The following is a 25,827-nucleotide window of genomic DNA, read 5'->3' on the forward strand; positions in this document are numbered from 1 at the left end:
CGGCCAGCGCGGCGACACCGCCTGCGGCGGTCAACGCCGGCGGGTAAGCCCTAACAGCTGCGCGTCGAAGAACTCGTCCAGCGCCAGCTGTCCGGCGGAGGTGGCCAGCGCGCGGGCGATCGGCGTCCCGGGCCCGGTGGAGTTGGTGGCCAGGGCGACATCAGCTTTGAGCACCGGATCAACCATTTCCACCGCCCGGATGTCGCTGCCCAGCGGCGACGTCCACAGCCACGTGTGCGGCACGATGGACGCACAGTTGCCTGCCGATGCCTGCGCGAATAACGATGCCACGGAATCAGTTTCGACCTGTGGGTTGACGACGATGGAATGGTCGGCGAAGGCCTTGTCGATGATCTGGCGATCGCGCATGTCGGGCGTGAGCAACGCCAACGGCAATTGCGCGGCCTGCGCCCAGTTCATCGTGGCCGCACCGGATCCCACCATGTCCGCCGGCGCCAGCAGCACGTAGCGCTCCTGGTAGAGCGGGACCAAGTTCACGTCGTGGGCCTCGTCGGGCGCCGCGTGCACGATGGCGGCATCGAGCTCGAATTCGCGCAGGCGCCGGTACAGTTCGCTTGCGGCGAGCCGGGAAAGGATGTGCACCTTCACCAACGGGTGTGCCGAACAGAACGCCGAGAGCACCAGCGACGCCGTCGTGGACGCGGTGGGGACGGTCCCCAACCGCAGCGTCCCGGTGATGCCCGAGCGCACGGCGTCCACCTCGGATTTGAAGGCGTCGTGCTCGGCGAGAATCCGCCTGGCCCACACCACCAACCGCTCGCCTTCGGGCGTGAGGCCCTCGAAGCTGTGCCCGCGGTTGATCAGCGTGACGTTCAGTTCCCGTTCCAGCTTGGCGATCGAGGCCGACAACGCGGGCTGGGATACGAAGCACTTTTCGGCAGCCCGGGCGAAGTGCCGCTCGGAAGCGACCGCAACGAAGTACTCCAACTGACGGAAGAGCATCCGCACTCCCTCGTATTCGGGCTCGGCCTTCGGGCGCCGATCCGCTGAGGCTAACGCGTTGCCGGCGGGCGGGCCAAGCAAGTCCGCGTGCGCCGGCCACCGGGTTGCGGCGAGGGATCGACACATCCGGGCCGCTCGGCGTCGCGATCCCGCGAGAACCGAAGTATCGGTGCCGCTTTCACGCAGGTGCGGCCCGAGTCCGCTGCCCGGCCCGCGGGACGGCGCTCGGCCACCATGCCCACCTGCCGCGCTGCTGACGCAACTGAACCCGATCGGTGATCGGATCGTGACCGTGGCGAGCGGACCGAGCTGTCATTGTTTGCTGAAACCGGTGGTCAGTGGGTAACCAGTAGGATGTTCGTGTGTTGATCGCACCATCTCGAAGGGTGGACGCTATGCGCCGAGGCGTTCGTTATCTATTTGTTATGGTCGCGATCACGGCGATAGGCCTGATCGCGCCGGTCGGTCGCGGCACCGCCGCGGTGCCGGTACCGCAACCCACCCCCGAAGTTGCCTCGGTTTTGCCCGCTAACGGCGCCTTGGTGGGGGTGGCCCACCCCGTCGTGGTGACGTTCACCGCCCCCGTCGCCGATCGGTCGGCCGTCGAGCGGTCGATCCACGTCACCTCGCCCAGCGGTACGGAGGGGCACTTCGAGTGGATCCACAACTCCGTGGTGCAGTGGGTGCCGAATCAGTACTGGCCCGCCCACACCCACGTCTCGGTGGGAATTCAGGCCCTGACGACCGGCTTCGACACCGGGGAAGCGCTGCTCGGCGTCGCCAGCATCTCCAAGCACACCTTCACGGTGAGTAGGGACGGCGAGGTGCTGCGCACCATGCCGGCGTCGATGGGCAAGCCCAGCCGGCCCACCCCGATCGGCAGTTTCACCGCGCTGGAAAAGCAGCGCACCGTGGTGATGGACTCGCGGACCATCGGCATCCCGCTGAGCTCCCCCGAGGGTTACAAGATCACCGCCTCATACGCCGTTCGCGTCACCTGGAGCGGCGTCTACGTGCACTCGGCGCCCTGGTCGGTCGATTCCCAGGGCTACGCCAACGTCAGCCACGGTTGCATCAACCTCAGCCCCGACAACGCCGCCTGGTACTTCAACGAGGTGAATGTCGGCGACCCCATTCAGGTCGTGGCCTGAGCCGCACCGCCCACCTCTCCACCCGCGTGTGACAACCGTCACAACGGCTGAACGGAAGCCTGCACCGCGGGGGTTCGTTCCGGTAGACGACTGGATCTGAACGAGAGGCGGGCCATGACCGATGAAGCGAAGCGCGCGAAAGGCAGCTCCACAGGCCCGATCAGCGCGGTGCGCCGGCAGGTAGCCCACCGCATCAGCGATCTGGACGCCCGCGACGAAGAGTTCCGCACCACCAAGCCCGAACCCGACCTGCAGAGCGCGGCACGCCAACCCGGTCTGCGGCTGCCGCAGATCCTGGAAATCTTCGCCCAGGGTTATGCCGAGCGGCCCGCACTGGGCTGGCGCGCCCGCTCCTTGACCACCGACCCCGGCACCGGCCGCACCAGCGCGCAGCTACTGCCCCGATTCGACACCATGACCTACCGCGAGCTGTGGGCCGATGTCCGCGCCATCGCCGCAGCATGGCGACACGACGCCACCAACCCCGTGGCGCCCGGGGACTTCGTCGCCACCGTGGGTTTCGCGAGCGCCGAATACCTCACCATCGATCTCGTGTGCGGCTATCTCGGGCTGGTGGCCGTGCCGCTGCAGCACAACACGACCCCGTCACGACTGAAGCCGATCGTCGACGAGGTCGAGCCGTCCGTATTGGCCGCCGGTGTCGGCTATCTCGACCTCGCCGTCGACGCGGCGCTCGGCAGCTCGTCGTTGCGGCGGGTGGTGGTCTTCGACTACCAGCCCGAGGTCGACGACCAGCGCGAGGCCGTCGAACGCGCGCAGGCCAAGCTGTCTGGCGCCGGCATCGCGGTGACCATCGAGACGCTCGCGCAGGTGATCGAGCGCGGACGAAACCTGCCACCGGAGCCGATGTTCACCGGCGACACCGATGAGCGACTGGCCATGATCATGTACACGTCGGGCAGCACCGGATTGCCCAAGGGCGCCATGTACACCGAGCGGATGCTCTGCAAGCTGTGGACCACCGAACTGATGCCCGACTTCGCGGACACGCCGGTCATCAATGTGAACTTCATGCCGCTGAATCACCTGGGCGGCCGGATACCGCTGTCGACGGCGTTCCAGGCCGGCGGCACGAGTTATTTCGTCCCGGAAAGCGATCTGTCGACGTTGTTCGACGACTGGAACCTGGTGCGCCCCACCGAAATGGGGCTGGTGCCGCGGGTGGCGGAGATGCTGTACCAGCGCTACCAGAGTGCGGTCGACCGACTCGAGCTGTCGGGCGTCGAGACGCCCGCCGCCGAGGCGCAGGCACAAGCCGAGCTGCGTGAGCAGGTCCTTGGTGGACGCGTGGTGACCGCGTTCTGCGGCACGGCGCCGCTGGCGGCAGAGATGCGCGCTTTCATCGAGACCTGTTTGGACGTCCACGTTCTCGACGGCTACGGCCTGACCGAGGTGGGCATGGTGACCAAGGACGGGCGGATCACCCAGCCCCCGGTGCTGGACTACAAGCTCATCGATGTGCCCGAGTTGGGGTATTTCCGCACCGACAAGCCTTATCCGCGAGGCGAATTGCTGGTGAAGTCGCTGACCGCCACGCCCGGATATTTCAAGCGACCCGATGTCACCGCCAAGGCGTTCGACGCCGACGGCTATTACCGCACCGGTGACGTGATGGCCGAGCTGGAGCCGGGCCGGCTCTCCTATGTCGACCGCCGCAACAACGTACTGAAGTTGGCCCAGGGTGAGTTCGTCGCCGTCGCGCGCCTGGAAGCGGTGTTCTCCAGCGCGGCTCTGGTGCGTCAGATCTTCATCTACGGCAACAGCGAACGGCCCTACCTGCTGGCCGTGGTCGTTCCGACCGACGACGCCGCCCAGAGGTTCGCCGGCGACGCCGACGGGCTCAAGGCCGCCCTCGGCGAATCCCTGCGCCAGACGGCGAAACTCGCCGAGCTGCAGTCCTACGAGGTGCCCGTCGACTTCCTGGTGGAGACCGAGCGGTTCAGCGAGGACAACGGCCTGCTGTCCGGAGTGGGCAAGCTGTTGCGGCCAAAGCTCAAGGAGCACTACGGTGCTCGGCTCGAACAGCTGTACGCGGAGCTGGCCGAGAATCGGGTGACCGAACTGCGCGCGTTGCGCGAAGGCGCGGCCGAGCGCCCGGTGATCGTCACTCTCACCCGCGCCGCCGAGGCGCTGCTGGGCCTGGCCGGCGGTCCGCCGTCGCCCGACGCTCTGTTCATCGAGCTCGGCGGCGATTCCCTGTCGGCGCTCACGTTTTCCAACCTGTTGCGCGACATCTTCGACGTCGAGGTGCCGGTAGGAATGATCACCGGACCGGCGACCGATCTGGGTCAGCTCGCGAAATACGTTGAGGCCGAGCGTGAATCGGGATCACGGCGGCCGACGTTCGCCACGGTGCACGGGCAGGGCGCGACGCAGGCCTACGCCGCGGACCTCACGCTGGACAAGTTCATCGACGCCACCACCCTGGCCGACGCCCCGACGCTGCCGCACGTGACCGGCACACCGCACACCGTCCTGCTGACCGGCGCCAATGGTTATCTCGGGCGCTTCCTGCTCCTGGAGTGGCTCGAGCGGCTAGCCGGAACCGGCGGAAAACTGATCTCCATCATTCGCGCCGCGGACGCCTCGGCCGCCGCCAAACGGCTGGAGGGTGTCTTCGACAGCGGAGATCCGCACTTGCTGGAGCGGTTCCGCGCCCTGGCCGCCGACCATCTCGAGGTCATCGTCGGCGATATCGGCGAACCCAAACTTGGGTTGGCGCAGCCGACCTGGGAGCGCCTCGCGCAAACTGTGGACCTGATCGTGCATCCGGCCGCACTGGTCAACCACGTGCTGCCGTACGACCAACTCTTCGGCCCCAATGTGGTGGGCACCGCCGAGCTGATTCGGCTGGCCCTGACGACCCGGATCAAACCCGTCACGTACATGTCGACCGTCGCGGTGGCGCTGTCGGTCGATCCGTCCACGTTCACCGAGGATGGTGACATCCGCACCGTGAGTGCGTTACGGCCGGTCGACGACAGTTACGCGAACGGCTACGCGAACAGCAAGTGGGCCGGCGAGGTGTTGCTGCGCGAGGCGCACGACCTGTGCGGGTTGCCGGTCGCCGTGTTCCGGTCCGACATGATCCTGGCGCACAGCCGCTACGCCGGCCAGCTGAACGTGCCGGATGCGTTCACCCGGTTGCTGTTCAGCTTGTTGATCACCGGCATCGCGCCGGCCTCCTTCTACCAGACCGATCCACACGGAAACCGGGCGGTGGCCCACTACGACGGGCTGCCCGCCGACTTCGTGGCCGAAGCCGTAACCACGCTGGGTGAGCAGATCGCCACGGCCGCTGAGGCTTCCGGGACGTATCGGTCCTTCGATGTGATGAACCCGCACGACGACGGCGTCTCACTGGATGTGTTCGTCGACTGGCTGATCGCCGCCGGGCACGACATCCGGCGCATCGACGACTACGACGAATGGCTGAGCCGGTTCACGACGGCCATCCGCGCCTTGCCGGACAAGCAGCGTCAGCATTCGGTGCTGCCATTGCTGGACGCGTACCGCAAGCCGGAGACACCATTGCGCGGCGCGCCGGCCCCCACCGACGTGTTCCGTGCGGCCGTGCGGGCCGCGAAAATCGGTGCAGACCAAGATATTCCACACCTGTCGGCGGCGCTGATCGACAAGTACGTCGCGGATCTGGGCCTACTGGGCCTGGTGTAACGACGCCTGAGCTAGCCGGGGAGCCCGTGTTTGATCGCGGCATCCTGCTTGCGACCGATGTCGAGGGCGACCGCCGGATCGAGCGGATCGTTGGGCGCGCTGTCGAATTCCAGCGTGACCAGGGCCTTGCCTTCGGTGAAGACCAACACCGTCATCGCCTGGGAGTTGTCCGGTGAGGTGCCCGCAATGGTCACCCCGTTGGCGCCGACGGCAAGCGGTGCCCAGGTCCCGCTCACCTTGCCGTTGTAACTGCCTTGGGTGGTGGCCAATTCGGCCGCTGCCGCCGACGGGTCGGCGGCGATCACGATGGTGTCCCACAACCGGCGGCTGCTGTCGGCGTTGGCGAACAGCTGCGCGACTCCCGGCGCGTTGTTGGGGTTGAGCATGGGTGACTGGGGCGCGGTCAGACCGCCACCGACGTCGTTCGGCTTGATCAACAGGAAGCCGTAATCCGAGGGCTGGCCCGACGGCGGGCCGGTGACCGCGCTGGAACTGGTCGACGTGGGCGAACTCGAAGACGGTGGTGCGGCCTTGTCGGTGCCACCGCATCCGGCGCTCGCGGCCCCCGCCACGATGACGGCAACGGCACAGCCGGCGATGCCGATCCGATCAACTCCCACGCGTGTCCCTCCCACGTGTCATCGGTATCCGGCCTGCACCGCGGCTCCCGACACCGCAGGCGAAATGGTGGTGTAACCCAGGCTTGCTACGAACATATGCCCGCTCGGCGCCCGGGGGTAGCACTTTGACGTGCCTATGCTGGCGGGGGTGACAGCATCCTCGCGCAGAAGGAGATCGGTATGACGGCCGCAGCGGCGCGCGCAGTACGGTTCGACCGGTACGGGGGGCGCGAGGTGTTGTACGTGGCGGACATCGAGATGCCCTCCCCCGGCCCGGGTGAGGTGGTCGTCGAAGTGCGCGCCGCGGGGATCAACCCCGGCGAGGCCGGCATCCGGTCCGGGGCGATGCACGAGATCTTCCCGGCTACCTTTCCCTCCGGCCAGGGCAGCGACCTCGCCGGCGTCGTCACCGCCGTGGGGGCCGGTGTCACCGAGTTCTCGGTCGGCGACGAGGTGCTGGGGTTCAGCATGCGCCGGTCCAGCCACGCCACGCACACCGCGGTTCCGGTGGGGCAGTTGATCCGCAAGCCTCCCCAACTCGGTTGGGAGGCAGCGGGTTCGCTCTACGTGGTCGGTGCGACGGCCTATGCGGCCGTGCGCGCGGTGGCGCCGCAACGGGGCGAGACGATCGCGGTGTCGGCCGCCGCCGGCGGGGTGGGCAGCCTGGTCGTGCAGCTTCTGGTGTTGCGTCAGGCCCGGGTGCTCGGTATCGCGGGGCCAGGCAACGCCGACTGGCTGCGCTCGCGTGGCGTCATTCCGGTCGCCTATGGTGACGGACTCGCCGAGCGGCTGCGCGCGGCGGCGCCCGACGGGATCGACGCCTTCATCGATCTCTTCGGCCCGGACTACGTCCAGCTGGCCGTCGACCTCGGCGTGGCGCCCGAGCGGATCGACACCATCATCTCCTTCGAGAAGGCCGGTGAAGTGGGCGCCAAGACCGAGGGCAGCATGGACGCCTCGACGCCCGAGGTGCTCGCCGAGATGGCCGAGCTGATCGTGTCCGGCGTCATCGAGTTCGACATCGCCGCGACCTACCCGCTGGACCGGGTCGCCGATGCCTACGCCGAGCTCGAGCGGCGGCACACCCACGGGAAAATCGTTCTGCTGCCGACCAACTCACAGTGACGCGGCCGGGCCGACGACGCCGGCCTGCACGATCTTGATGATGACGAAGGCGACCGCCACCACCAGGTAACCCCGCAGGGTGAACAGCCCCGCCCGGCGCATCGGCGACATCGCCGGCCGATCGAGCAAGGCGAGGTTGGGGGTCTGCCAGCTCGCGCGGTCCTGGCGAAGTATCGCGCGCCGCTCGGCGCGCCTCAGCGAGGCGGCATCTTCGAGTTCGTCCACCTCCCCTGGATCCAGGCCGCCCCCAAGGGTGCGCACGATGGCCTCCGCCTCGGTCAGGTTTCGGTGTCGCCGCCCGGCGACGATCATCACCGCGCCGCCGACGATGCCGAGGACCGCGCCGGCCGCCAGCCCCGCCTCGATGGTGCCGGTCGCGAGACCGGGGAAGAAGGTGGTCGCCGTCAATGCCAGTGAGAGCAGCACCAGAAACCACACGATGGTCCACGCAATGATGTTCTGCCGCACAGTGTTAACCCACGGCCCCAACACCGCCCGATCGTTGCACAGCAGCACCAGGAAGACGGTCGCCGAGGGAAGCAGCACGCCGGCTAATGCCTGCACACCCTGGGTCACCAGGCCCAGGATGTGATCGGGGCTGAACGAGATCGCCGCCGAGACCCCGAGCAGCAGCGCGTAACCTCCGTAGAACAGCGGGGCCTCGCTGATCTTCCAGTGCAACGAGTGCCGCCTACCCATGGCATCGCCGACCGCATAGGTGGTCGCCAGCCCGACGGCGTTGGCGCCGATCAGCGACGCATCCAGCAGGATGATGGCGAACAGCACCCCGACCGTTCGACCCAGGTGCTGGGACAACCCCGAGGCGACCGCCCCCGCATCGGTGAAGTGACCCGCGTCGGCGGTCCCGGCCATTCCGAACGCCGCCACCGCCATCAGCGCCGTCGCACCGACCATCACCACGACGATTCCGATGGCCAGATCCGCTCGGCCATAAGGGATCCAGCGGGCGGTAATGCGCTTGTCCACCACGTTGGACTGCTGGAAGAACAGCTGCCATGGCGCGACCGTGGTGCCCACGATCGCCACCACCAGCAGCAGCACCGTCGAGTTGAGCCCACCGGGAAATTGCGGGATCAGGCCGGCGGCGGTGACTTTCGGGGTCGGATGCACCAGCGCCACCAGCGGGATGATCAGCACATTGACCGCGATCAGCAGGAACATCAACCTTTCCCAGCGGCGGAACGATCCGCCGGCCACCACGGCGAACAGCAGCACGGCGGCGGCCGGGACGGCGACGATCCTCGGGCAGCCCAGGAAGCCGAGAGCCAATGACACACCGATGAATTCGGTCACGATGGTCAAGGCGTTGAGGATCAGCAGGTCCCCGACGCTGAAGGCGCCCCAGAACTTGCCGAACCGCTCGAAGATCAAGCGCGCGTGGCCAACCCGCGCCACGGCGCCCAATCGCAGCACCATCTCCTGGTTGACGTACAGCACCGGAATCAGCAGCGCCAGCGTCCACAACAGGCCCATGCCGTAGTTCTGGCCGGCCTGCGCGTAGGTGGCGACGCCACCGGCGTCGTTGTCGCCCACCATGACGATCAGTCCGGGACCGATGATGACCGCCAGTGTCCGCAGGCGCCGCCAGCGTCCGCTGAACGCCCCGTACGCGCCGGTCCCGTCGCGCCGGATGCGCCCGAACGCGCCGACGATGTCGCCGGCGTGCGCGGAATCCAGCACGGTAGCGCCTGCGGCGCCGGGGGCTGCGCTTTCCGGCGCGGTAGGGGTCCGGCCAGGCGCCGGGGCCCGGCGACCGCCGCCGGTGTGGATCGAAGTCATCGAATCCTCGCTATCTCGAACAGGTTCGCGCCAGGAGGGAGCGGATAGACACGGTCGTGGTTGCGGCACTCAGCGCGCCGACGGCGACGGGCGGCGCTGTGACGCCCGTCGCCGAGGCAGTGGTTCAGCGGTGGTCGCTGTCGGAACCCGAGGCGTGGCCACCCAGCGACGCGGTGACCACCGCGATGGGCATCCTCGAGACGTACAGGTTGGCCCGCTCCTGCGGCGTCAGGCCGGCCCGCAGGTGCAACCTGTTGGCCAACAACCTGCCAGCGCGCAGCATGGACCGTCCACGCATCCTGGACGCAACGGAAAACGTTGGGTAACAACAAAAGCCATGATCTTCTCCTGCCGAAGGGACCGATCGGCATCGGCATGGCGGTTCAGCCGCGCGGGACCAGGCGAGGGTCAGGCGGTGAAAGAAATGCCGGAACCGGATCGGGACAAGACGGATTTCGGATAGGGACTATCGCCGGGACTCATCTCGCCCTCACCTCCTCACGGCCAAGACACACGCGGGTGTCACCACGTTCACCTGAACGAGAGAGGCAGGAATGGCCCGCGGCACACGCCGCGGGTCGCACCCCTCTCGACGGAGCTTCGGCACTGCACGGCGTATCCGGACCCAAATCAATGGTCGCGACCCGCATCGCCCGGCTTCGCCGCGCTTGCGATCGCTCCCAGATCAATGGTCGCGACCCGCATCGCCCGGCTTCGCCGCGCTTGCGATCGCTCCCAGTCCAGAAGCCACTTGGGCTCAACCCTTAGTCCGGGAAGAGCTGTCCTGACCCGGGGCGTCTCTCGACGTTCGGGGTCAGTGGCCTGTATCCATGCAGACGCCTCACCTACCGAGGTGCTTGCGGGTCCATAGTGACACCGTGGTCGCAGGCTCGTCAAACGCGTAACAACCGCCACCGCACTCCCAGCGCCCGCTCAGGCTGCGCGCCTAGGCTCGTTGCCATGACCACAACGTTGCAGGATGCCCGGGTCGCATCGGTACTCGACCGCATGTATGCCGAGTCGAAGAAGCAGATGTCGCTGTTGCGCGAGCGGCGCGGCACCTTCGATCGGCCGATGACCGCGCAGGAGCGGGCCGATGCGATGAGCGAGTTCTACATTCCGGTGACACCGGAAGCCGGCCGGCTGCTGTATTCACTGATCCGGGCCACCCGCCCGGCCACCGTCGTCGAATTCGGGATGTCCTTCGGCATTTCCGCCGTACACCTGGCCGCCGCGGTGCGCGACAACGGCACCGGCCGAGTGGTGACCACCGAACTGAGCGACACCAAGATCGCCGCGGCCAAGCAGACGTTCGCCGAGACCGGCTTGGACGACGTCATCACCATCCTCGAAGGCGATGCGCTGTCCACGCTGGCGGAATTGCCGGGACCGGTCGACTTCGTCCTACTCGACGGCTGGAAAGACCTGTACCTGCCCGTGCTCAAACTGCTGGAACCGCGCCTGTCACCCGGGGTGCTGGTGATCGCCGACAACGCCAGCTCGGCCGACATGGCGCCCTATCTGGACCGGGTGCGCAACCCCGACAACGGCTACGTGAGCTTCAACTTCCAGGTACGCGACAGCGACAGCATGGAAATCAGCTGCCGCACAAGCGGTTAGCGGCTACCGCAGCGATTCCTCGAGCCACGGCGTCAGCCACTTCACCCCTTCGGGGGTTAGGTGGACGCCGTCGCTGCGCACCTTGATGCCGTCGACCTTGGCGGTGTAGACCCCGTCGGGACACAGCTTCTTGTTCAGATCGAGGATCGCGACGTTCGGATGGTGGCTCACGGTCTTGCGCAACATGGCATTCCACAGGTTGACCCGATCCGGCTGGTCCTCCGGATACAGGCGGCCGTCCGGCTTTTCCCCGCCCCGGCTGTACGGGACGGTGGCGACCACCACGTGGACACCGGTGCCGCCGACGATGGTCAGCGCCCGTTCGAGCTCACCATTGAGGTAGGCGTCGAAGGTCGGGTCGCCGATGTGGGTCCACTGCCCCTCGTTGACCCGGTCCACCGTCTCCCAGCGGCCGATGACCAGCAGCGCGACGTCCGGCTGGTCCTGGCTGACCTGCCTCGACCAGCGAATCGGCCAGCCGTCACACTCGGACCGTTGCTCCAGGGTCTGGCCGATGTAGCGGTAGGGAGTGCCGCGCACCAGGCTGCATCCGATGACCGTGTGATCCAGAAACGCAAACCCCGGCGTCGGAGGCAGGTAGTGCATCCAGGTCCACCCGATGGAGTCCCCGAACACCGAGACGGTGAACGGCCGGTTGGCATCTCGGGGCCGGCTCGGGCCGGGCGTTGACGGCGAGACCGCCGCGACCGCCGAGACACCGGGCGGCAGACCGACCTCACGCAGACCGGGCCCGGTGCCCACCGGAACCACCAACAGCGTCACCGCGGCGGCGCTGGCCACCGTCGCGGCCGCCAGCGGCAGCAACGGCACCCGTGCCGGTCGCCAGCACCGAATGGGTTGTTCGAGCAGCCAATACGACACCGCGGCCGCCACCAGCGTGGCCCCGCACCGCACGGCGAACAACGGCAACCCGGTCCACCCGGTGCGTTCGCCGTTGAGCGCCAGGAAGATTGGCCAGTGCCACAGGTACACGCCGTAGGAGATGGTGCCCAGCCACACCAGCGGGCGCACCGCGAGCAACCGGGCGACGAGCCCGCGCTGCTCGAGCGCGACCGGTGCGATCACGATCACGGCCGCCACCGCGACCCCGATCAGCAAGCCGTGCCGGAATTCGCCGCTGGCGCCGGTGGCGTAGTGCGTCGCCGCCGCCAGTCCCACCAGACCGAGCACCGGCAGGATTCGGGCCACCCGACGACCCCACCGGGTGCGAATCATGCACCAGCCGCGGTTCATCGACGGCCAGTCCCGAACCAGCAGGGCGGCCGACGCCGCGCCCACCAGCAACGCCTGCGCGCGGGTATCGGTGCCGAAGTAGATCCGGTCGCGGGTGCCGTCCGACGTCATCACGATCGCGGCCGCCGCGGAGGCCAGCGCGCCCACGGTGGCGATCAGGAACGTGGCGAACCGCACGCCGCCGACCGTGGCTCGGCGCGAGTGCCGCCTCGCGCGTGCGGCGAGCAACAGGGTGACCGCGATGAGCAACACCGGCCAGACGAAGTAGTACTGCTCCTCCACCCCCAGGGACCAGGTGTGCTGCAGCGGCGAGGGCGGGGCGCCCTGGGTGAAGTAGTCCGTCTTCTGGGCGACGAAGCGCCAGTTCGCCATCCACACGAAGGCGGCGATGGCGTCGTCGCGCAGGCCGGTCAGCGACCGGTCGGGCAGCAGCTGGCGGGCCGCGGCCACGGTGAGCACCATCAGCACCAGTGCGGGCAGCAATCGTCGCGCGCGCCGAATCCAGAAGCCGGTCAACTCGATGCGACCGCTGCGCCCCAACTCGTCCAGCAGCAACGAGGTGATCAGGAAACCGCTGAGTACGAAAAACACGTCGACGCCGATGAATCCGCCTGTGACGCCGGGGATGCCGCCGTGCCCGATGAGCACCAGCGCGACGGCGATCGCGCGCAGCCCGTCGAGTGCCGGGATTCCGCTGGCCCGCTCCGGCCGGTCCCAGATCGCCAGCCGGCCGACCCGGCGCACCGGGGCGACCCATCGGGGCCGAGAACGACGAGCCGGTGCGGGGTGGGACCCGCCCGGCTCGGTGCTTTCTGTCAGCGCGCCGTAACTACCATCTCGCCCGGCGCCATGGTTGATGCCGATACGTCGCTGCCCCTCCTGTTGAGTTCAGCAAGCCAGCCTAGAGGCGGGCCCGCCGGATCACGTGGAGGACACGCGAGGTGTTTTCTGTCGTGCTGCGTTCGGGTTTCGGCCCGACGCGTCAGGCCTCGTCGGGCGCGTAGCCCAGGGTGCTCTTGACTTCCAGGTACTCGTGGAAGCCGAACTCGCTCCACTCGCGACCGTTGCCGCTGCGCTTATAGCCGCCGAACGGCGCGTTCATGTCGAAGGCGTGGTTGATCGTCACCCAACCCGCGCGGATCTTGCGGGCGACCTCGCGCGCGGTGTCCAGGTCGGCCCCCGACACGAAGCCGGCCAGACCGTATTCGGTGTCGTTGGCGATCTGGACGGCGTGGTCGAGGTCGTCGTAGCCGAGGATGCACAGCACCGGCCCGAAGATCTCCTCGCGGGCGATCGTCATGTCGTTGGTGACGTGCGCGAAGACGGTCGGCTTGACGTAGTAACCCTTGTCCAGTCCGGCCGGCCGGCCGGGGCCGCCCGCGACCACGGTCGCGCCCTCGTCGACGCCCTGCTGGATCAGGCGCTGAACCTTCTCGAACTGAGTCCTCGACGCCACCGGCCCGATCGCCGTCGCCGCACCGTTGCCCACCGGGATCTGTTCGGCGGCCTGACGCGCGAGGCTAATGGCTTCGTCCATCCGGGAATTCGGCACCAGCATGCGCGACGGCGCGTTACAGCTCTGCCCGGAATTGGGCATCATGTTGGCCACGCCGGCCCGCACGCCGTCGGCGAAGCCACCGTCGTCGAGGACGATGTTGGGGCTTTTGCCGCCGAGCTCCTGGGTGACTCGCTTGACCGTGGGCGCGGCGTTCCGGGCGACCTCGACACCGGCGCGGGTGGACCCGGTGAACGACACCATGTCGATGTCGGGATGGCTCGCCAGGGCCACACCCACGCCTGCGCCGTCGCCGTTGATCAGGTTGAACACTCCGGGCGGCACGCCCGCGGCGTCCAGGATCTCGGCGAAGATGTAGGGCGAATACGGCGCCACCTCAGACGGTTTCAGAATGACGGTGCAGCCTGTCGCCAACGCTGGGTAGACCTTGACCGCGACCTGGTTGATCGGCCAGTTCCAGGGTGTGATCAAACCGCAGACGCCGATCGGCTCCTTGGCGATCAGGGTCGCGCCCTTCTGTTCGGAGAACGGGAAGTTCTTCAGCACGTCGATGGCCGTGGTCAGATGCCCGATCCCGAGGAAGACCTGCGGCCCGGCGGCCAGCGAGGGCGGGGCGCCGATTTCCTCGGTGACCGCCTGCGCGAGATCGTCCGCGCGCTTCTGGTATTCGGCGAGGATGGCCTGCAACAGGTCCAGGCGCTGTTCGCGGGTGCTTTGCGACCAGCCGGTGAAGGCTCGCCGGGCGGCGTTGCCCGCCACGTCGACGTCGGCGGCCGACCCCAGCGAGATCTTCCCGGACACCTGCTCGGTCGCCGGGTTCTCCACGTCGAAAGTGTTGGGCCGCACCGGGTCGACCCACTGTCCGTCGATGTAGAACTTCAGGTATTCGCGCATGACATCGATCCTCTTTCTCCTGCGGGCCCTACTGAGTGCCTTCGGCGTACCAGGTCCGGAATCGGTCGTACTTGGGCATCTCCTCGGAATTGGCCTTCGGGTCGATGCATACGTGCACCACGCCGACTTTGCCACTGGCGTAGGCGCGGGCGATCGCCGGGCCGATCTCGGATTCCTTCTCGACATACTCACCGTGGCAGCCGAAGCCCTCGGCGACCTTGTCCATCCGGACGTCCTTGCTCCAGTGCACACCGGGCTGCGGCGACGGCTGGGAAAAGGTGCGCTTGTACACGCCCACCTCCAGGCCCCACTGGTGGTCGACGCCCACCACGCACACCAGCGGAAGATTCTGCCGCGCAGCGGTTTCCAGCTCGGCGATGTGGAACAGAAACGCCGAATCGCTGGTCAGCAGCATCACCGGGCGCTTGCCACCCTCGGCGACCGACGCCCCGACGGCGTACGGCAGGCCGGTGCCCAGGTGGCCGAAGTTCTGGTTCCAGATCACGTCGCGCGGCTTGGACTGCGAGTAGGTCCACTGGAAGATCACCGTCGCGCCGCCGTCGCGCACGAGAATGCCGTCGTCGAGTTCGTTGAACGCCTTGGTGGCCTCGACGACGTAGCGGGCCGGGTGGATCGGTGACCGGCCGGACGGCGCCGACTCGGCCACGTCCGCAAGCTCTTTCGCATCCTTTTCGACCAGAGCCTGTAGCCCCGGCGCGGGCTTGCGCGGGCCATCCTTGAGCGCGTCCACCAGCTGCGGCACCACACCGCGCAGATCGCCCACCAGCGCCACGTCGACCGGGCGGTTGACGCCGATGGCGGCCGGATCCTGCTCCACGTACACCCACTTGCGGTTCGCGTTGTTGGCGGCCCAGTGCTGGGTCCGGCCGTAGTGCATCGGCTCACCGAGCTCGGTGCCCAGCGCGACGCACAAATCGGATTCCTCGACGGCCTCGTTGGCCGCGGGCGAGAACAGGTAGGGGAACGTGCGCTCCTGCAGACCCGGGATGTAGGACGTGCCGCCCGAGGTCTGGATCACCGGGCACGCCATCAGCTCAGCGAGCTCCTTGACCTGCTGCTGGGTGCGGGAGGTGTGCACGCCGTGGCCGACCAACAGGATCGGGCTTTGCGCCGCCCGGATCAGCTTGACGGCCTCGGCCACTTCGCGGGTGCCGGCGCCCTGGTTGACCAGCCGGTAGGCCGACGGTGGCGGGGCGGCGTCGACGTCGAGTTCCTCGAGGATGACGTGCGACGGGAACTCGACGTAGGTCGGACCGGGCGTGCCGGACATGGCCCTGCGGATGGCCTCGTGGATGATCTCGTCGGTCTGGTCGGCGTACTCGATCGAGCTGCTGTACTTCACCGACGCGGCGAAAAGCGGTTCCTGCTGGACGAATTGGATGCGGCCGCGCCGCACCCGGCGCTCGGTCACCCGGGCGCGCTGCCCGCCCAGGAAGATCACCGGCGAGTTCTCCACCAGCGCGCACTGGATCGCTCCGGCGATGTTCGCCATGCCCGGGCCCAGCGTGCCGATGCACAGGCCGGGGTTGCCGGTCATGCGCGACGCCGCCTCGGCCATGAACCCGGCGCTCAGTTCGTGATGCGGAGCCACCACCGACCACCCCCGCGCGTCCGCCTCGGCGAACATGTGCACGAAGTTCGGGTCGGGGATGCCGAACAGGGTGTTCACGCCCTCGGCCTCGAACAGGTCGAGAATGCGTTTGTAGACGGGCACAGCCATCGTTGGAAACTCCTTCGCTAACAAGATATTTCGTTGGTAAGCGTTATGCCGGGTTAGCGTCCACGGCCAAGCCCAGCTCGGCGAGCACTTCTGCGGTGTGTGCGCCGAGGTCGGGTGCCGGCCCCGCGACCCGGCCCGGTGTCTGCGAGAACCAGGTGGGCACCCCCGGGAACCGCACCGGCCCGTGCGGGCCGTCCACCGTCTCGAACATGCCGACGGCGTTCAGATGCGGGTCGTCGAACAGCGCTTCGGGCGTGTTCAGTGGCGCGGCCGGTATCTCGAGCTCACGAAACAGCGCCAGCCACTCCGCGGTGGTCCGCTCCTTCATCGTCTCGGCCACCAGCCCGTAGACGGTGTCGATCTCGCGGGCGCGTTGCTCCAGCGTGGCATACAGCTCGCTGGCCCACGGTGGCTGAACGGCTTTCATGAACGCGTTCCAGTGCTTGTCGTTGTAGATCAACGCGGCGATATGGCCGTCGCTGGTGCGGTACGGGCGGCGATTGGGCGCCACGGTGCGCGGATACACCGCCGGCCCGAGCGGAGGGTCGAACAGGGCGCCGTTGGCGTGTTCGACGAGCATGAACGAGGCCATGGTTTCGAACATGGCGACCTCGACTTCTTGCCCCTGCCCGGTGCGTTCGCGATGGAACAACGCCATCGTCGTCGCGTACAGCGCCGTCAGCCCGGCGATCTTGTCGGCCATGATGGTGCCGACGTAGTCGGCCTCGCCGGTCAACTGTTGTTGCACCGCGGGCAGGCCGCATTCGGCCTGGATGGTGTCGTCGTAGGCGGGCCGGTCGCGATCGGGTCCGCGGCGCCCGTACCCGTAGCAATTGGTATAGACGACAGCGGGATTGATCGCGGCGACGTCGTCGTAGCCGAAGCCGAGCTTGGCGATCGCCTTGGCCCGCATCGAGTGGATGAACACGTCGGCCGTCTCGACCAGGGCGCGCAGCGCGCCGGCGCCGGCGTCGGTTTGCAGGTCCAGCACCACGCTGCGCTTGCCCCGGTTGACGTTGACGAACACCCCGCTCATGCCCGGGGCGGGGCCCACCGAGATGTAGCGGGTGTTATCACCCTGCGGGGGTTCGACTTTGATGACGTCGGCGCCCATGTCGGCCATGATCTGCGTGCAGTACGGCCCCATCACCATCGCGGTGAGGTCGATGACGCGCAGCCCCGCCATCGGGCCGGTCGGGCTAGCCATTGAGCGCTCCTTGATCGGTTAACCTCTGAGCCAGCTCGAAGCTGTAGCGGATGTGCTCGTTGTGTCCGTCGGGGACGACCGGGAAAATCAGCGGTGCCTCGGCGTATCGGATCGCGTCCAGGTGGGCGCCGACCTCTTCGATGCTCCAGGCCGGACGGCACACTCCCGGGCTCTCGGCGATCACCGCCCGCGCCACCCGACCCGCCAGCGCGATGAACAGTTCACCGGTTACCGAACAAGACTCGTGCGCAAGCCATCCCACCACCGGCGCAACGAGTTCCGCGCCCATCGGCGGATAGGCCGATGTGTCGATGCCCTCGGCCATGCGCGTCACCGCGGCCGGCACGATCACGTTGCACCGCACCCCCTCCGCGGCACCCTCCAGCGCGACGACATTGGCCAGCCCGATCACGCCGGCCTTGGCCGCCGCGTAGTTGGCCACGTCGTGGTTCCCGTACAGCCCCCCGATCGACGACGTCAACACGACGCGGCCGTAGCCCGCGTCGCACATGAGCGGAAAGGCGGGCCGCACAACGTGAAACGCGCCGCGCAGGTGCACGTCGAGCACGGCGTCGAAGTCGTCGTAGCTCATCTGTTTGAGCGAGCCACGGCGGACGTTGCCGGCGTTGTGGATCAATATGTCGATGCGTCCGTAGTGCTCGAGCGCGGTCGCGATGATCTCCTGGCCGCCGTCGCGGGTCGCCACCGAGGCGCCGCAGGCGACCGCCTCGCCGCCGGCCGCGGTGATCTCCCCGACCACCTGCTCGGCCGGGCCGGCGTCGGCGCCCTCGCCGTCGAGGCCGCCGCCGGCGTCGTTGACGACCACCTTGGCCCCCCGCGAGGCGAGCAGCTGCGCGTACGCACGGCCCAGCCCGCGGGCCGCGCCGGTCACCACGGCGACGCGGTCGTCGAATCGAAGTTGGGGCGCAACGGTTTCGGTCAAGCGCCGAGCACCAACCCTTCCAGCTCCCCCTTGTCGCGCCAGACCCGCAACAGGTCCTCGAACACGTAGAAGCCGGGGCCGTACGGTTCGCCCAGGTGCGACCGGATCCCCTCGCCCCCGCCACCGCCTTCGTTGTTGTAATAGCCGGGCGTGCACTGGGCGTCGAACGCCGAATTGTCGATCGCGGTTTCCCGGATCGTCGCGCACCACTGCTCCTGCGCCGCTTGGCTGGGTTCCACGGTGGTAGCTCCGCGCTTCAGCGCCTCGGCGATGATGTACCCGATGTGCTCGCCCTGCAGCTCGTAGTTGGCCGCGATGTTGGCGGAGATGCCGACCTGGGTGAAGCCGGTATAGAACTGGTTGGGGAATCCTCGGCTGGTCATCCCGTGCAGCGTCTTGTAGCCGTCTCTCCAGTAGTCGAACAGCGACAGCCCGTCCCGTCCCTGGATGGCCTCGATCGAGTAGCGGCGGCTGATCTCGGTGGTGATCTCGAAGCCGCTGGCGTAGATGATGCAGTCGGCCTCGTACTCGATACCGTTGGCCACCAAGCCCTTTTCGGTAATGCGTTCCACGCCTTTGGAATCGGAGACGTCGACGAGGGTGACGTTGGGCCGGTTGAACATCGGCAGGTACTCGTCGTTGGACAGCGGCCGCTTGCACAGGAATCGGTAATAGGGCTTGAGCGCCTCGGCGGTTTGGGGATCCTCGACCAGCGCGTCGATGCGGCGGCGCAGCCGCTCCATCAACTTGTAATCCTCTTCCTCCCGAATCGCCATGAACTGCTCGGGCGTCATGGCCGCGGGGTCGGGCAGGGCGAGCACCCGGGCGGCGGTGTTGCGTCCGAGCTCGGTCCAGAAGTCGCACACCAGATCCGGCTGGCCCAGCGCCATGCCCTCGAACGTCCAGGAGTGGAAGTTGCGCTGCCGCTCCCGCTGCCAGCCCGGCCGCAGGGTCTTCACCCATTCCGGGTCGGTGGGCGCGTTGTTGCGCTCGTCGACCGTCGAGGGGGTGCGCTGGAAAACGTAGAGATGCTGGGCGTCTCGCGCCAGGAACGGGACGATCTGGATCGCGGTGGCGCCGGTGCCGATCACGGCGACCTTCTTGTCGGCGAGCTTGTGCAGGTTGCCGCTGGTGTCGCCGCCGGTGTAGTCGTAGTCCCACCGCGACGAGTGGAACGCATGGCCCTTGAAGTCCTTGATCCCGGGAATGCCGGGCAGCTTCGGGCGGTGGAACGGGCCCGAGGCCAGCACGACGAAGCGGGCGCGGATGTCGTCGTCGCGGTTGGTGCTGATCCGCCAGCGCTTGATCTCTTCGTCCCACCGCAGGTCGCGGACCTGGGTGGAGAAGATCGCCGAATCGTAGAGGCCGAAGTGCTTGCCGATGTTGCGGCAGTGCTGGTAGATCTCGGCGCCGTCAGCGAATTTCTTCGACGGCATGAAATCTAGCTCTTCGAGAAGTGGTATGTAGCAGTATGATTCGTTGTCGCACTGGATGCCGGGGTAACGGTTCCAGTACCAGACGCCGCCGAAGTCGCCGCCGAGTTCGATGACGCGGACGTCGTCGACGCCCGCTTTCTTGAGGTAGGCCGCCGACAGCAGGCCCCCGAAGCCACCGCCCAGCACCGCGACGTCGATGTCCTCGCGAATCGGCTCGCGCGGGGACACGGGCGTGTACGGGTCGACTTCGTAGTAGCCGGCGAAGTCGTCCTCCAACTCGATGTACTGCTTGGAACCTTCCTTGCGCAGCCGCTTTTCGCGCTCCCGGGCGTACTTCTCGCGCAGCGCGTCGATGTCGACGTCGTCGGGTGTCTGGGTGGGCCCGCAACCGTCTTGGTGCTTTTCCATCTCAGGGGTCATGCCTGGGGGCGCTCCTTGTCTGAAAGCTCTCGGGGCTCACCGGTGCCCATGTACCTCGACAACTGGTAGTGCAGATTGACCGTGCTGCGCTCGCGGTACGGGTTGGGCTTGGTGCCGGGGAAGGCAAAAGACTTCATGCCCTGCTGCACGGCGGCCATGTTGGAGAAGTCCTGCGGCAGCACCGATCGCCACCTGGGGTCCCCGACCGGAGTGTATTCCCATTCCGTCTGCGGCTCTTGGCCTTTGGGGTACAGCTCGAAGACCGACACCTCGAAGATGCACTTGTCCGGGTTGTAGCTGGGATGCGGTCGCGCGCCGTAGCACAGCGCGCTGGTCAAGCCCTGGCCGATCTGGAAGTTCGGGAAGATCTGCCATGCGGTCCCGGCCTGCCCCAGGATGTCGGCGGGGATCGTCGGCCAGATCACGCCGCGGGCCTCGTCGTCGCGGCGCGCCGAGGCCAGCCAGTGCTCGAGGACCTTGTCGGCCGGTGTCCCCTCGGGCAGCTCGTCGACCAGTCGCTTGGCGGCGTTCACCAGCGTCTGGGTGGTGGTGGCGTTGGTTTCCTCCATCGTGTACACCTGCATCTCCGCGGTCGACACGCGGGGATCGGCGCCGATGCCGAGCCGGATCTTGGACTTGGTGGCCTCCATGTCCTCGGGCGCGTCATAGCCGATGTGGCTGTGCTTGCCTTGGGCTTTCGCCCACCCCTTGAACTCGCCGAACCTGTTGAACTCGGGATGTGTGGTGTAGACGTGGTAGGTCTCGTTGAAGGCCTCCAGCGCGACCTTCCAGTTGCAATCGAACGAGAGCCACTTGCGCCACTTGTAGCGCATGTTCTCCAGCCCGAACGGGTCGAGGATCTTCGCGGCGGGGAACAGGAAATCGGCGAGCGGCTCGCAGTCGGGGTCCATGTTGATCCACAACCAGCCACCCCAGGTATCGACCCGCACCGGACGCAGGTGGGTGTTGTCGGGGGTGAGCGTGCCCTGCCAATCCTGCTGTTCGCGAATATGGGTGCACGCGCCGTCCAGACCGTAGGTCCAGCCGTGGAAGCCACAGACGAACGACTTTCGGGTACGCGCGCAGGCGTTCTTGGCGCCGTCGGGGGTGTCGATCAGCCGGCGGCCGCGGTGCATGCACACGTTGTGGTGCGCGTGAAACTCTGCTGCGCCGGTGCGCACCACGATGATCGAATCGTCGAGGATGTCGTAGGTCAAGTAGCTACCCACCTCGGGCAGCTCCTCGACCCGGCCCACCTGCTGCCATACCTTGCGCCACAGCTTGTCCCGCTCGGCGCGAGCGTAGTCCTCGGAGATGTAGGCCTCCACGCCGATGGTCATCGGTGCCGAGAGTTCCTCGGGCGCTTCGGGATTCGCGCCCTTGGCCAGATCGGTCATCACATCCTCCTGATTGCCGCGCGGAAGGATTCGTCCTTGAGGAATAGCGAAGTGTTGTCTGCGCCGAGGTGGCTCCACTTGAGGTCCAGCCCGCCGTCGACGAGCAGCGTCTGGCCGGTGATGTAGCTCGACATCTTCGAGAGCAGGAACAGGATGGCGCCGGCCTGCTCTTCGGGCCGGCCGCGGCGGCCCATTGCGATCGCCTGCCGGTCGCGATCGGGATCCTCGTCGACGTACGTGCGCGAGGCCGCCGTCTCGGTGACGCCGGGCGCGACGGCATTGACCCGAATGCCGGCCACCGCCAACTCGAGTGCCATCGTGCGGGTCATCGCCACAATCGCGGCCTTGGCCGTGCCGTAGGCGATGTGGAACGGCGCGGTGTTCATGCCGCTGATCGAGGAGATCGACACGATCGATCCCGGCTGGTGCCGCGCGACGAGCTCGCCCGCCACGGCCTGGCTCATGAAGAAGGCCGTTTCGAGGTTGTCGGCGAAGATCTTGCGCCAGTCACCGCGCGCCACCCGGGTGGACGGCATCCACGTCGACGGCTCAGCGCCGCCGGCGACATTGACCAGCCCGTACAGGTCACCGCCGGCGCGGCGCGCGTGGTCGAGCACCGCGGCGATGCCCTCGTCGGTCGACACGTCGGCGGCGACGGGCAGCACGGGCAGGCCCTGCTGCGCCAGCGGGGCGATGTGTTCGTCGAGGTTTTCCTTCGACCGGCTCACCGCGATCACGGTGGCCCCGGCCCGGGCGGTCATGGCCGTGACGGTCGTGCCGATGCCACCGCCACCGGCGCCGGAAACCACGACGACGCGCCCGTCGAGTCCTAGGAGATCCCCGTGATCGGCCATGACCTGCTTTCCCCTGCCGCCGGGCGTCGCGCCACCCACGGCGGCATCGGTAACCTTTTGTCCGGACAAAATATCGCATTCTGCCCCTTGGAGAACACTATTCCGATCGGGGGACATCGCTGTCAAGGTCGGTTCGCCGCGCTTTGGCGGCTATTGTCTGGACTAGGAGGAATTGATAGCGTCCAGCCAAACGGCTGACGGAAGGACCTCGGCGAGCCATGCCCATCTCAACGCAGCCATCGCGGTACCCAGTGGCGCATCGCATCGACGTCGCCGAGGGCTGGGAGCTCGAACGGGTCACCGCGCCCAGCCGGCTCTTCGGAGCCAACGGTCTGCGCACCGGACCGGACGGTCGCATCTACATCGCCCAGGTGACCGGCAGCCAGATCAGCGCGCTGGACCACCGCACCGGGGAACTGGTGACCGCCAGCCCCAAGGGCGGCGACATCGTGGCGCCCGACGACGTCGCGTTCGACGCCGCCGGCAACCTCTACGCCACCGAGGTGATGGACGGCCGGGTCAGCGTGCGCGACACCGGCGGCCGAACGCGCGTCCTGCGCGACGACGTGCCGTCGGCCAACGGGATCACCTTTTATCGGGACCGGTTGTTCATCGGTGAATGCCGTGAAGGCGGACGGCTGCTGGAATTCGACCTGGCTGGCGGGCCACCACGGGTGCTCTTGGAGAACGTGCCCTCACCGAACGCGATGGAGGTCGGCCCGGACGGGCTGCTGTACTTCCCGGTGATGGGGGCCAACGAAATCTGGCGCGTCGACCCCGACGGGGGCGAACCGCAATGCGTGGCAACCGGTCTCGGTGTGCCCGATTCGGTCAAGTTCGACACCCAGGGCCACATCGTCTCGACGCAGGTGGCAACCGGACAGGTGCTGCGCATCGATCCGCGCAGCGGCGAACAGCGCCTGATCGCCCAGCTGAACCCGGGGCTGGACAACTGCACCTTCGTCGGCGATCGGTTGTTCGTTTCCAACTTCACCGGCGAGATCACCGAGATATACCCGGACGGCACAACGCAATCCGTACTGGCGGGCGGCCTCAACTGGCCGCTCGATCTGGCGGTGGGCCACGACGGGCAGCTCTACATCGCCGACGGCACGTACTTCTACGTCGCCCTGCCCGACGGGTCCCTGCACACCGCCGGGATGTTGTTCAGCCCCGGATACCCCGGATTCCTGCGCGGCATTGCGGCGAGCGGGCCCGGTGAGTTCGTCGTGACGACCTCCGGCGGCCAAGTCGGCCGGTATCGGCCGGAGGCCAACGAAACGGATGTGCTCGCAGACGGTTTCGACCAGCTCTACGGTGTGGCCCTGAGCCCGGGCGGTGTGGTGTTCGCCGAGCTGGGCACCGGGCGGGTGCTGTCATGGAAGTCCGGCGGCGTCGAGGTGCTGGCGACCGGGCTGCGCGACCCGGTCGGCGTCGCGATCGGCGCGGACGGGTCCGCCCTGGTGGCGGAGGCCGGAGCCGGCCGGGTGGTGCGGGTGAACGGCTCGAGCCCCGACACGGTCGTCGCCGATCTGCAACGGCCCCAGGGCATTCTGGTCCGCGGAGAAGTGCTCTACGTCGTCGACGCCGGCGCCAAGGAGCTGGTCGCGTTCGACCTGAGCACCAACGCGCGGCGAACCATCGCATCCGGTCTGCCGGTTGGTCCCCCGCCGGGTGTGACGCCCAAACCGCTGCGTGGGATGCCGCCGTTCTCCGGGCCGCAGGGCCCGTTCGCCGGCATCACCGCCGCGGGCGACGGGACGCTGTACGTCTCGGCCGACGGCGACGGCAGCGTGCTGGCCTTGCGCCCGACCCCGGGCGGTCCCTGATGCCCCAGGCCGTGGCCGGCGACCACCGCTACCTCCAGATCGCGCGCACGCTGCGCAAGGAGATCGTCGACGGCGTCTACCCGGTGGGGTCGCAATTGCCCACCGAACACCAGCTGTGCGAGCGCTTCGCGGTGAGCCGCTACACCATCCGCGAGGCACTGCGCCGGCTGCGCGAGGACAATCTGGTCGCATCCCGGCCGAGGGCGGGCACCCGGGTGGTACCCCGGCCGGCGTCGAGTTCCTATGCCCAGGACGCGCTGTCGATCGACGACCTGCTCGCGTTCGCTGCCGGCGCGCAACTGACCATCGAATCCAACGCGATGGTGACGATCGATGACGAGCTCGCCGCTCGCACCGGTCTCGAGGCCGGCTCCCAGTGGTTGTCGGTGCGCGGTTATCGGCAGGCCGACGGCGCGTCGGTGCCGATGTGCCGAACGGAGTACTACATCAACCGCAGTTTCGCCGCCGTCGGCAGGCTGCTGCAGCGCCACGTCGGCCCGATCTTTCCGTTGATCGAGGATCTGTTCGGCGTGAGCGTCGCCCAGTTGCACCAGGAGATCGCCGCCGTCCTGCTGTCACCCGAACTGGCCGACGGACTCGGTGCGGAAGCGGGGACGGCCGCGCTGCAGATGCGGCGCACCTACACGACCTCCGACGGTGAGGTGGCCCAGGTGACGATCAACACCCACCTGTCGTCGAGGTTTCGGTACGCGATGACCATGCGTCGCGTCGATGAATAGGCCGCCCCGGATGAGGCCGCGGTGAGGGCCCACGCGCCCTATGCGTCGGAGGCATACCGGCGCGGCTTATGGGTGCACACCACGCTGGCTGACGCGCTGCGCGCGGCCGCCCAGGCCTCTCCCCGGCGAATCACCTTGGTGGACGGCGATACTCGGGTGGACTGCGCCACGCTCTACGCCCAGGCCAACGCGCTCGCGGTCGCCCTGTCGGCGCGCATGCCGACGGGCAGCGTCGTGTCGTTCATGCTGCCGAACTGGCACGAGTCCGCCGTCATCTACCTGGGCGCAACCCTCGCCGGGATGGTGGTGAACCCGATCCTGCCGTCGCTGCGCGACCACGACCTGCGCTTCATCCTCGACGATGCCGGCACCGCACTGCTTTTCGTCCCGCAAAACTACGGCGGCCACGACTACGCGGCGATGATCGAACGCGTGACGACGCCAATGAGCAGCGCGCCGGAGGTGGTGGTGCTGCGCGGTGACGCCGGTCCGCACACACCGTACGGGTCACTGCTGCAGCAGCCGCCCTCCGACGCCGCTGCGCTGCCGGCGCTGGATCCCGACTCCGTGCGCATGGTGCTCTACACGTCGGGCACCACGAGTCGCCCTAAAGGCGTGCTG

Annotated in this window: 19 protein-coding genes and 1 riboswitch; of the genes, 7 read left to right on the forward strand and 12 right to left on the reverse strand. The window is 67.8% G+C overall.

The window, feature by feature from the left end:
• Positions 1-30: 30 nt before the first annotated feature.
• A complete protein-coding gene (locus A5624_RS09855) occupies positions 31-963 on the reverse strand; it encodes a LysR family transcriptional regulator (RefSeq protein ID WP_066865375.1) in 933 nt (310 codons plus the stop codon).
• A 395-nt stretch (positions 964-1,358) separates the two neighbouring features.
• On the opposite strand from A5624_RS09855, the gene A5624_RS09860 reads away from it, so the two are divergent.
• Both A5624_RS09860 and car read left to right on the forward strand, forming a co-directional pair.
• Positions 1,359-2,114: a L,D-transpeptidase family protein gene (locus tag A5624_RS09860; RefSeq protein WP_066865335.1), complete on the forward strand. Its 756-nt coding sequence runs from the start codon at positions 1,359-1,361 to the stop codon at positions 2,112-2,114.
• A 114-nt stretch (positions 2,115-2,228) separates the two neighbouring features.
• A complete protein-coding gene (car, locus tag A5624_RS09865) occupies positions 2,229-5,810 on the forward strand; it encodes a carboxylic acid reductase (RefSeq protein WP_304441840.1) in 3,582 nt (1,193 codons plus the stop codon).
• 11 nt (positions 5,811-5,821) lie between these two features.
• Here car and A5624_RS09870 read toward each other — a convergent pair whose 3' ends face one another.
• Complete coding sequence (locus tag A5624_RS09870; RefSeq protein ID WP_066865338.1) at positions 5,822-6,430, reverse strand: hypothetical protein; 609 nt, start codon at positions 6,428-6,430, stop codon at positions 5,822-5,824.
• Positions 6,431-6,610: 180 nt separating this feature from the next.
• On the opposite strand from A5624_RS09870, the gene A5624_RS09875 reads away from it, so the two are divergent.
• Complete coding sequence (locus A5624_RS09875) at positions 6,611-7,555, forward strand: NADP-dependent oxidoreductase (protein WP_066865341.1); 945 nt, start codon at positions 6,611-6,613, stop codon at positions 7,553-7,555.
• Here A5624_RS09875 and A5624_RS09880 read toward each other — a convergent pair.
• Positions 7,547-9,355: an NRAMP family divalent metal transporter gene (locus A5624_RS09880; protein ID WP_066865344.1), complete on the reverse strand. Its 1,809-nt coding sequence runs from the start codon at positions 9,353-9,355 to the stop codon at positions 7,547-7,549. The genes A5624_RS09875 and A5624_RS09880 overlap by 9 nt on opposite strands.
• Before the next feature lie 124 nt (positions 9,356-9,479).
• Complete coding sequence (locus A5624_RS28555) at positions 9,480-9,638, reverse strand: hypothetical protein (RefSeq protein WP_197518939.1); 159 nt, start codon at positions 9,636-9,638, stop codon at positions 9,480-9,482.
• Between the two features lie 294 nt (positions 9,639-9,932).
• Positions 9,933-10,215: riboswitch (M-box (ykoK) riboswitch) on the reverse strand.
• 100 nt (positions 10,216-10,315) lie between these two features.
• Between A5624_RS28555 and A5624_RS09885 the strand changes: the two genes are divergently transcribed.
• On the forward strand, positions 10,316-10,975 hold the full coding sequence (locus A5624_RS09885) for an O-methyltransferase (RefSeq protein WP_066865347.1): 660 nt from the start codon (positions 10,316-10,318) through the stop codon (positions 10,973-10,975).
• A 3-nt stretch (positions 10,976-10,978) separates the two neighbouring features.
• Here A5624_RS09885 and A5624_RS09890 read toward each other — a convergent pair whose 3' ends face one another.
• The 8 genes from A5624_RS09890 to A5624_RS09925 all read right to left on the reverse strand — a co-directional run bounded on the left by A5624_RS09890 (position 10,979) and on the right by A5624_RS09925 (position 22,637).
• A complete protein-coding gene (locus A5624_RS09890; protein WP_066865350.1) occupies positions 10,979-12,973 on the reverse strand; it encodes an acyltransferase family protein in 1,995 nt (664 codons plus the stop codon).
• Positions 12,974-13,211: 238 nt separating this feature from the next.
• On the reverse strand, positions 13,212-14,639 hold the full coding sequence (locus A5624_RS09895) for an aldehyde dehydrogenase family protein (protein ID WP_066865353.1): 1,428 nt from the start codon (positions 14,637-14,639) through the stop codon (positions 13,212-13,214).
• A gap of 28 nt (positions 14,640-14,667) precedes the next feature.
• Complete coding sequence (locus tag A5624_RS09900; protein WP_066865356.1) at positions 14,668-16,380, reverse strand: thiamine pyrophosphate-binding protein; 1,713 nt, start codon at positions 16,378-16,380, stop codon at positions 14,668-14,670.
• Positions 16,381-16,423: 43 nt separating this feature from the next.
• Positions 16,424-17,566 carry a CaiB/BaiF CoA-transferase family protein gene (locus A5624_RS09905; protein ID WP_066865358.1) on the reverse strand — a complete coding sequence of 381 codons (1,143 nt, stop codon included), beginning with the start codon at positions 17,564-17,566 and terminating at the stop codon, positions 16,424-16,426.
• A 13-nt stretch (positions 17,567-17,579) separates the two neighbouring features.
• The gene (locus A5624_RS09910) at positions 17,580-18,530 is read right to left on the reverse strand and encodes an SDR family NAD(P)-dependent oxidoreductase (protein WP_066865361.1); all 951 of its coding nucleotides are present in this window, start codon (positions 18,528-18,530) and stop codon (positions 17,580-17,582) included.
• Positions 18,527-20,374: an NAD(P)/FAD-dependent oxidoreductase gene (locus A5624_RS09915; RefSeq protein ID WP_066865364.1), complete on the reverse strand. Its 1,848-nt coding sequence runs from the start codon at positions 20,372-20,374 to the stop codon at positions 18,527-18,529. Before A5624_RS09915 ends, A5624_RS09910 begins: the two co-directional genes overlap by 4 nt.
• Positions 20,375-20,382: 8 nt before the next feature.
• Complete coding sequence (locus A5624_RS09920; RefSeq protein ID WP_066865366.1) at positions 20,383-21,783, reverse strand: SRPBCC family protein; 1,401 nt, start codon at positions 21,781-21,783, stop codon at positions 20,383-20,385.
• Positions 21,783-22,637 carry an SDR family NAD(P)-dependent oxidoreductase gene (locus A5624_RS09925; RefSeq protein WP_066865381.1) on the reverse strand — a complete coding sequence of 285 codons (855 nt, stop codon included), beginning with the start codon at positions 22,635-22,637 and terminating at the stop codon, positions 21,783-21,785. The genes A5624_RS09920 and A5624_RS09925 overlap by 1 nt, the downstream gene beginning before the upstream one ends.
• 218 nt (positions 22,638-22,855) lie before the next feature.
• Between A5624_RS09925 and A5624_RS09930 the strand changes: the two genes are divergently transcribed.
• The 3 genes from A5624_RS09930 to A5624_RS09940 all read left to right on the forward strand — a co-directional run.
• Positions 22,856-24,466 carry an SMP-30/gluconolactonase/LRE family protein gene (locus tag A5624_RS09930; RefSeq protein WP_066865369.1) on the forward strand — a complete coding sequence of 537 codons (1,611 nt, stop codon included), beginning with the start codon at positions 22,856-22,858 and terminating at the stop codon, positions 24,464-24,466.
• The gene (locus A5624_RS09935) at positions 24,466-25,206 is read left to right on the forward strand and encodes a GntR family transcriptional regulator (protein ID WP_066865372.1); all 741 of its coding nucleotides are present in this window, start codon (positions 24,466-24,468) and stop codon (positions 25,204-25,206) included. The genes A5624_RS09930 and A5624_RS09935 overlap by 1 nt, the downstream gene beginning before the upstream one ends.
• Before the next feature lie 21 nt (positions 25,207-25,227).
• The coding region (locus tag A5624_RS09940) for an AMP-binding protein (protein ID WP_232002237.1) at positions 25,228-25,827 on the forward strand (600 nt) is incomplete at its 3' end.

The organism is Mycobacterium sp. 1482292.6 (assembly GCF_001672995.1).
In the GTDB taxonomy this organism is placed as follows: domain Bacteria; phylum Actinomycetota; class Actinomycetes; order Mycobacteriales; family Mycobacteriaceae; genus Mycobacterium; species Mycobacterium europaeum_A.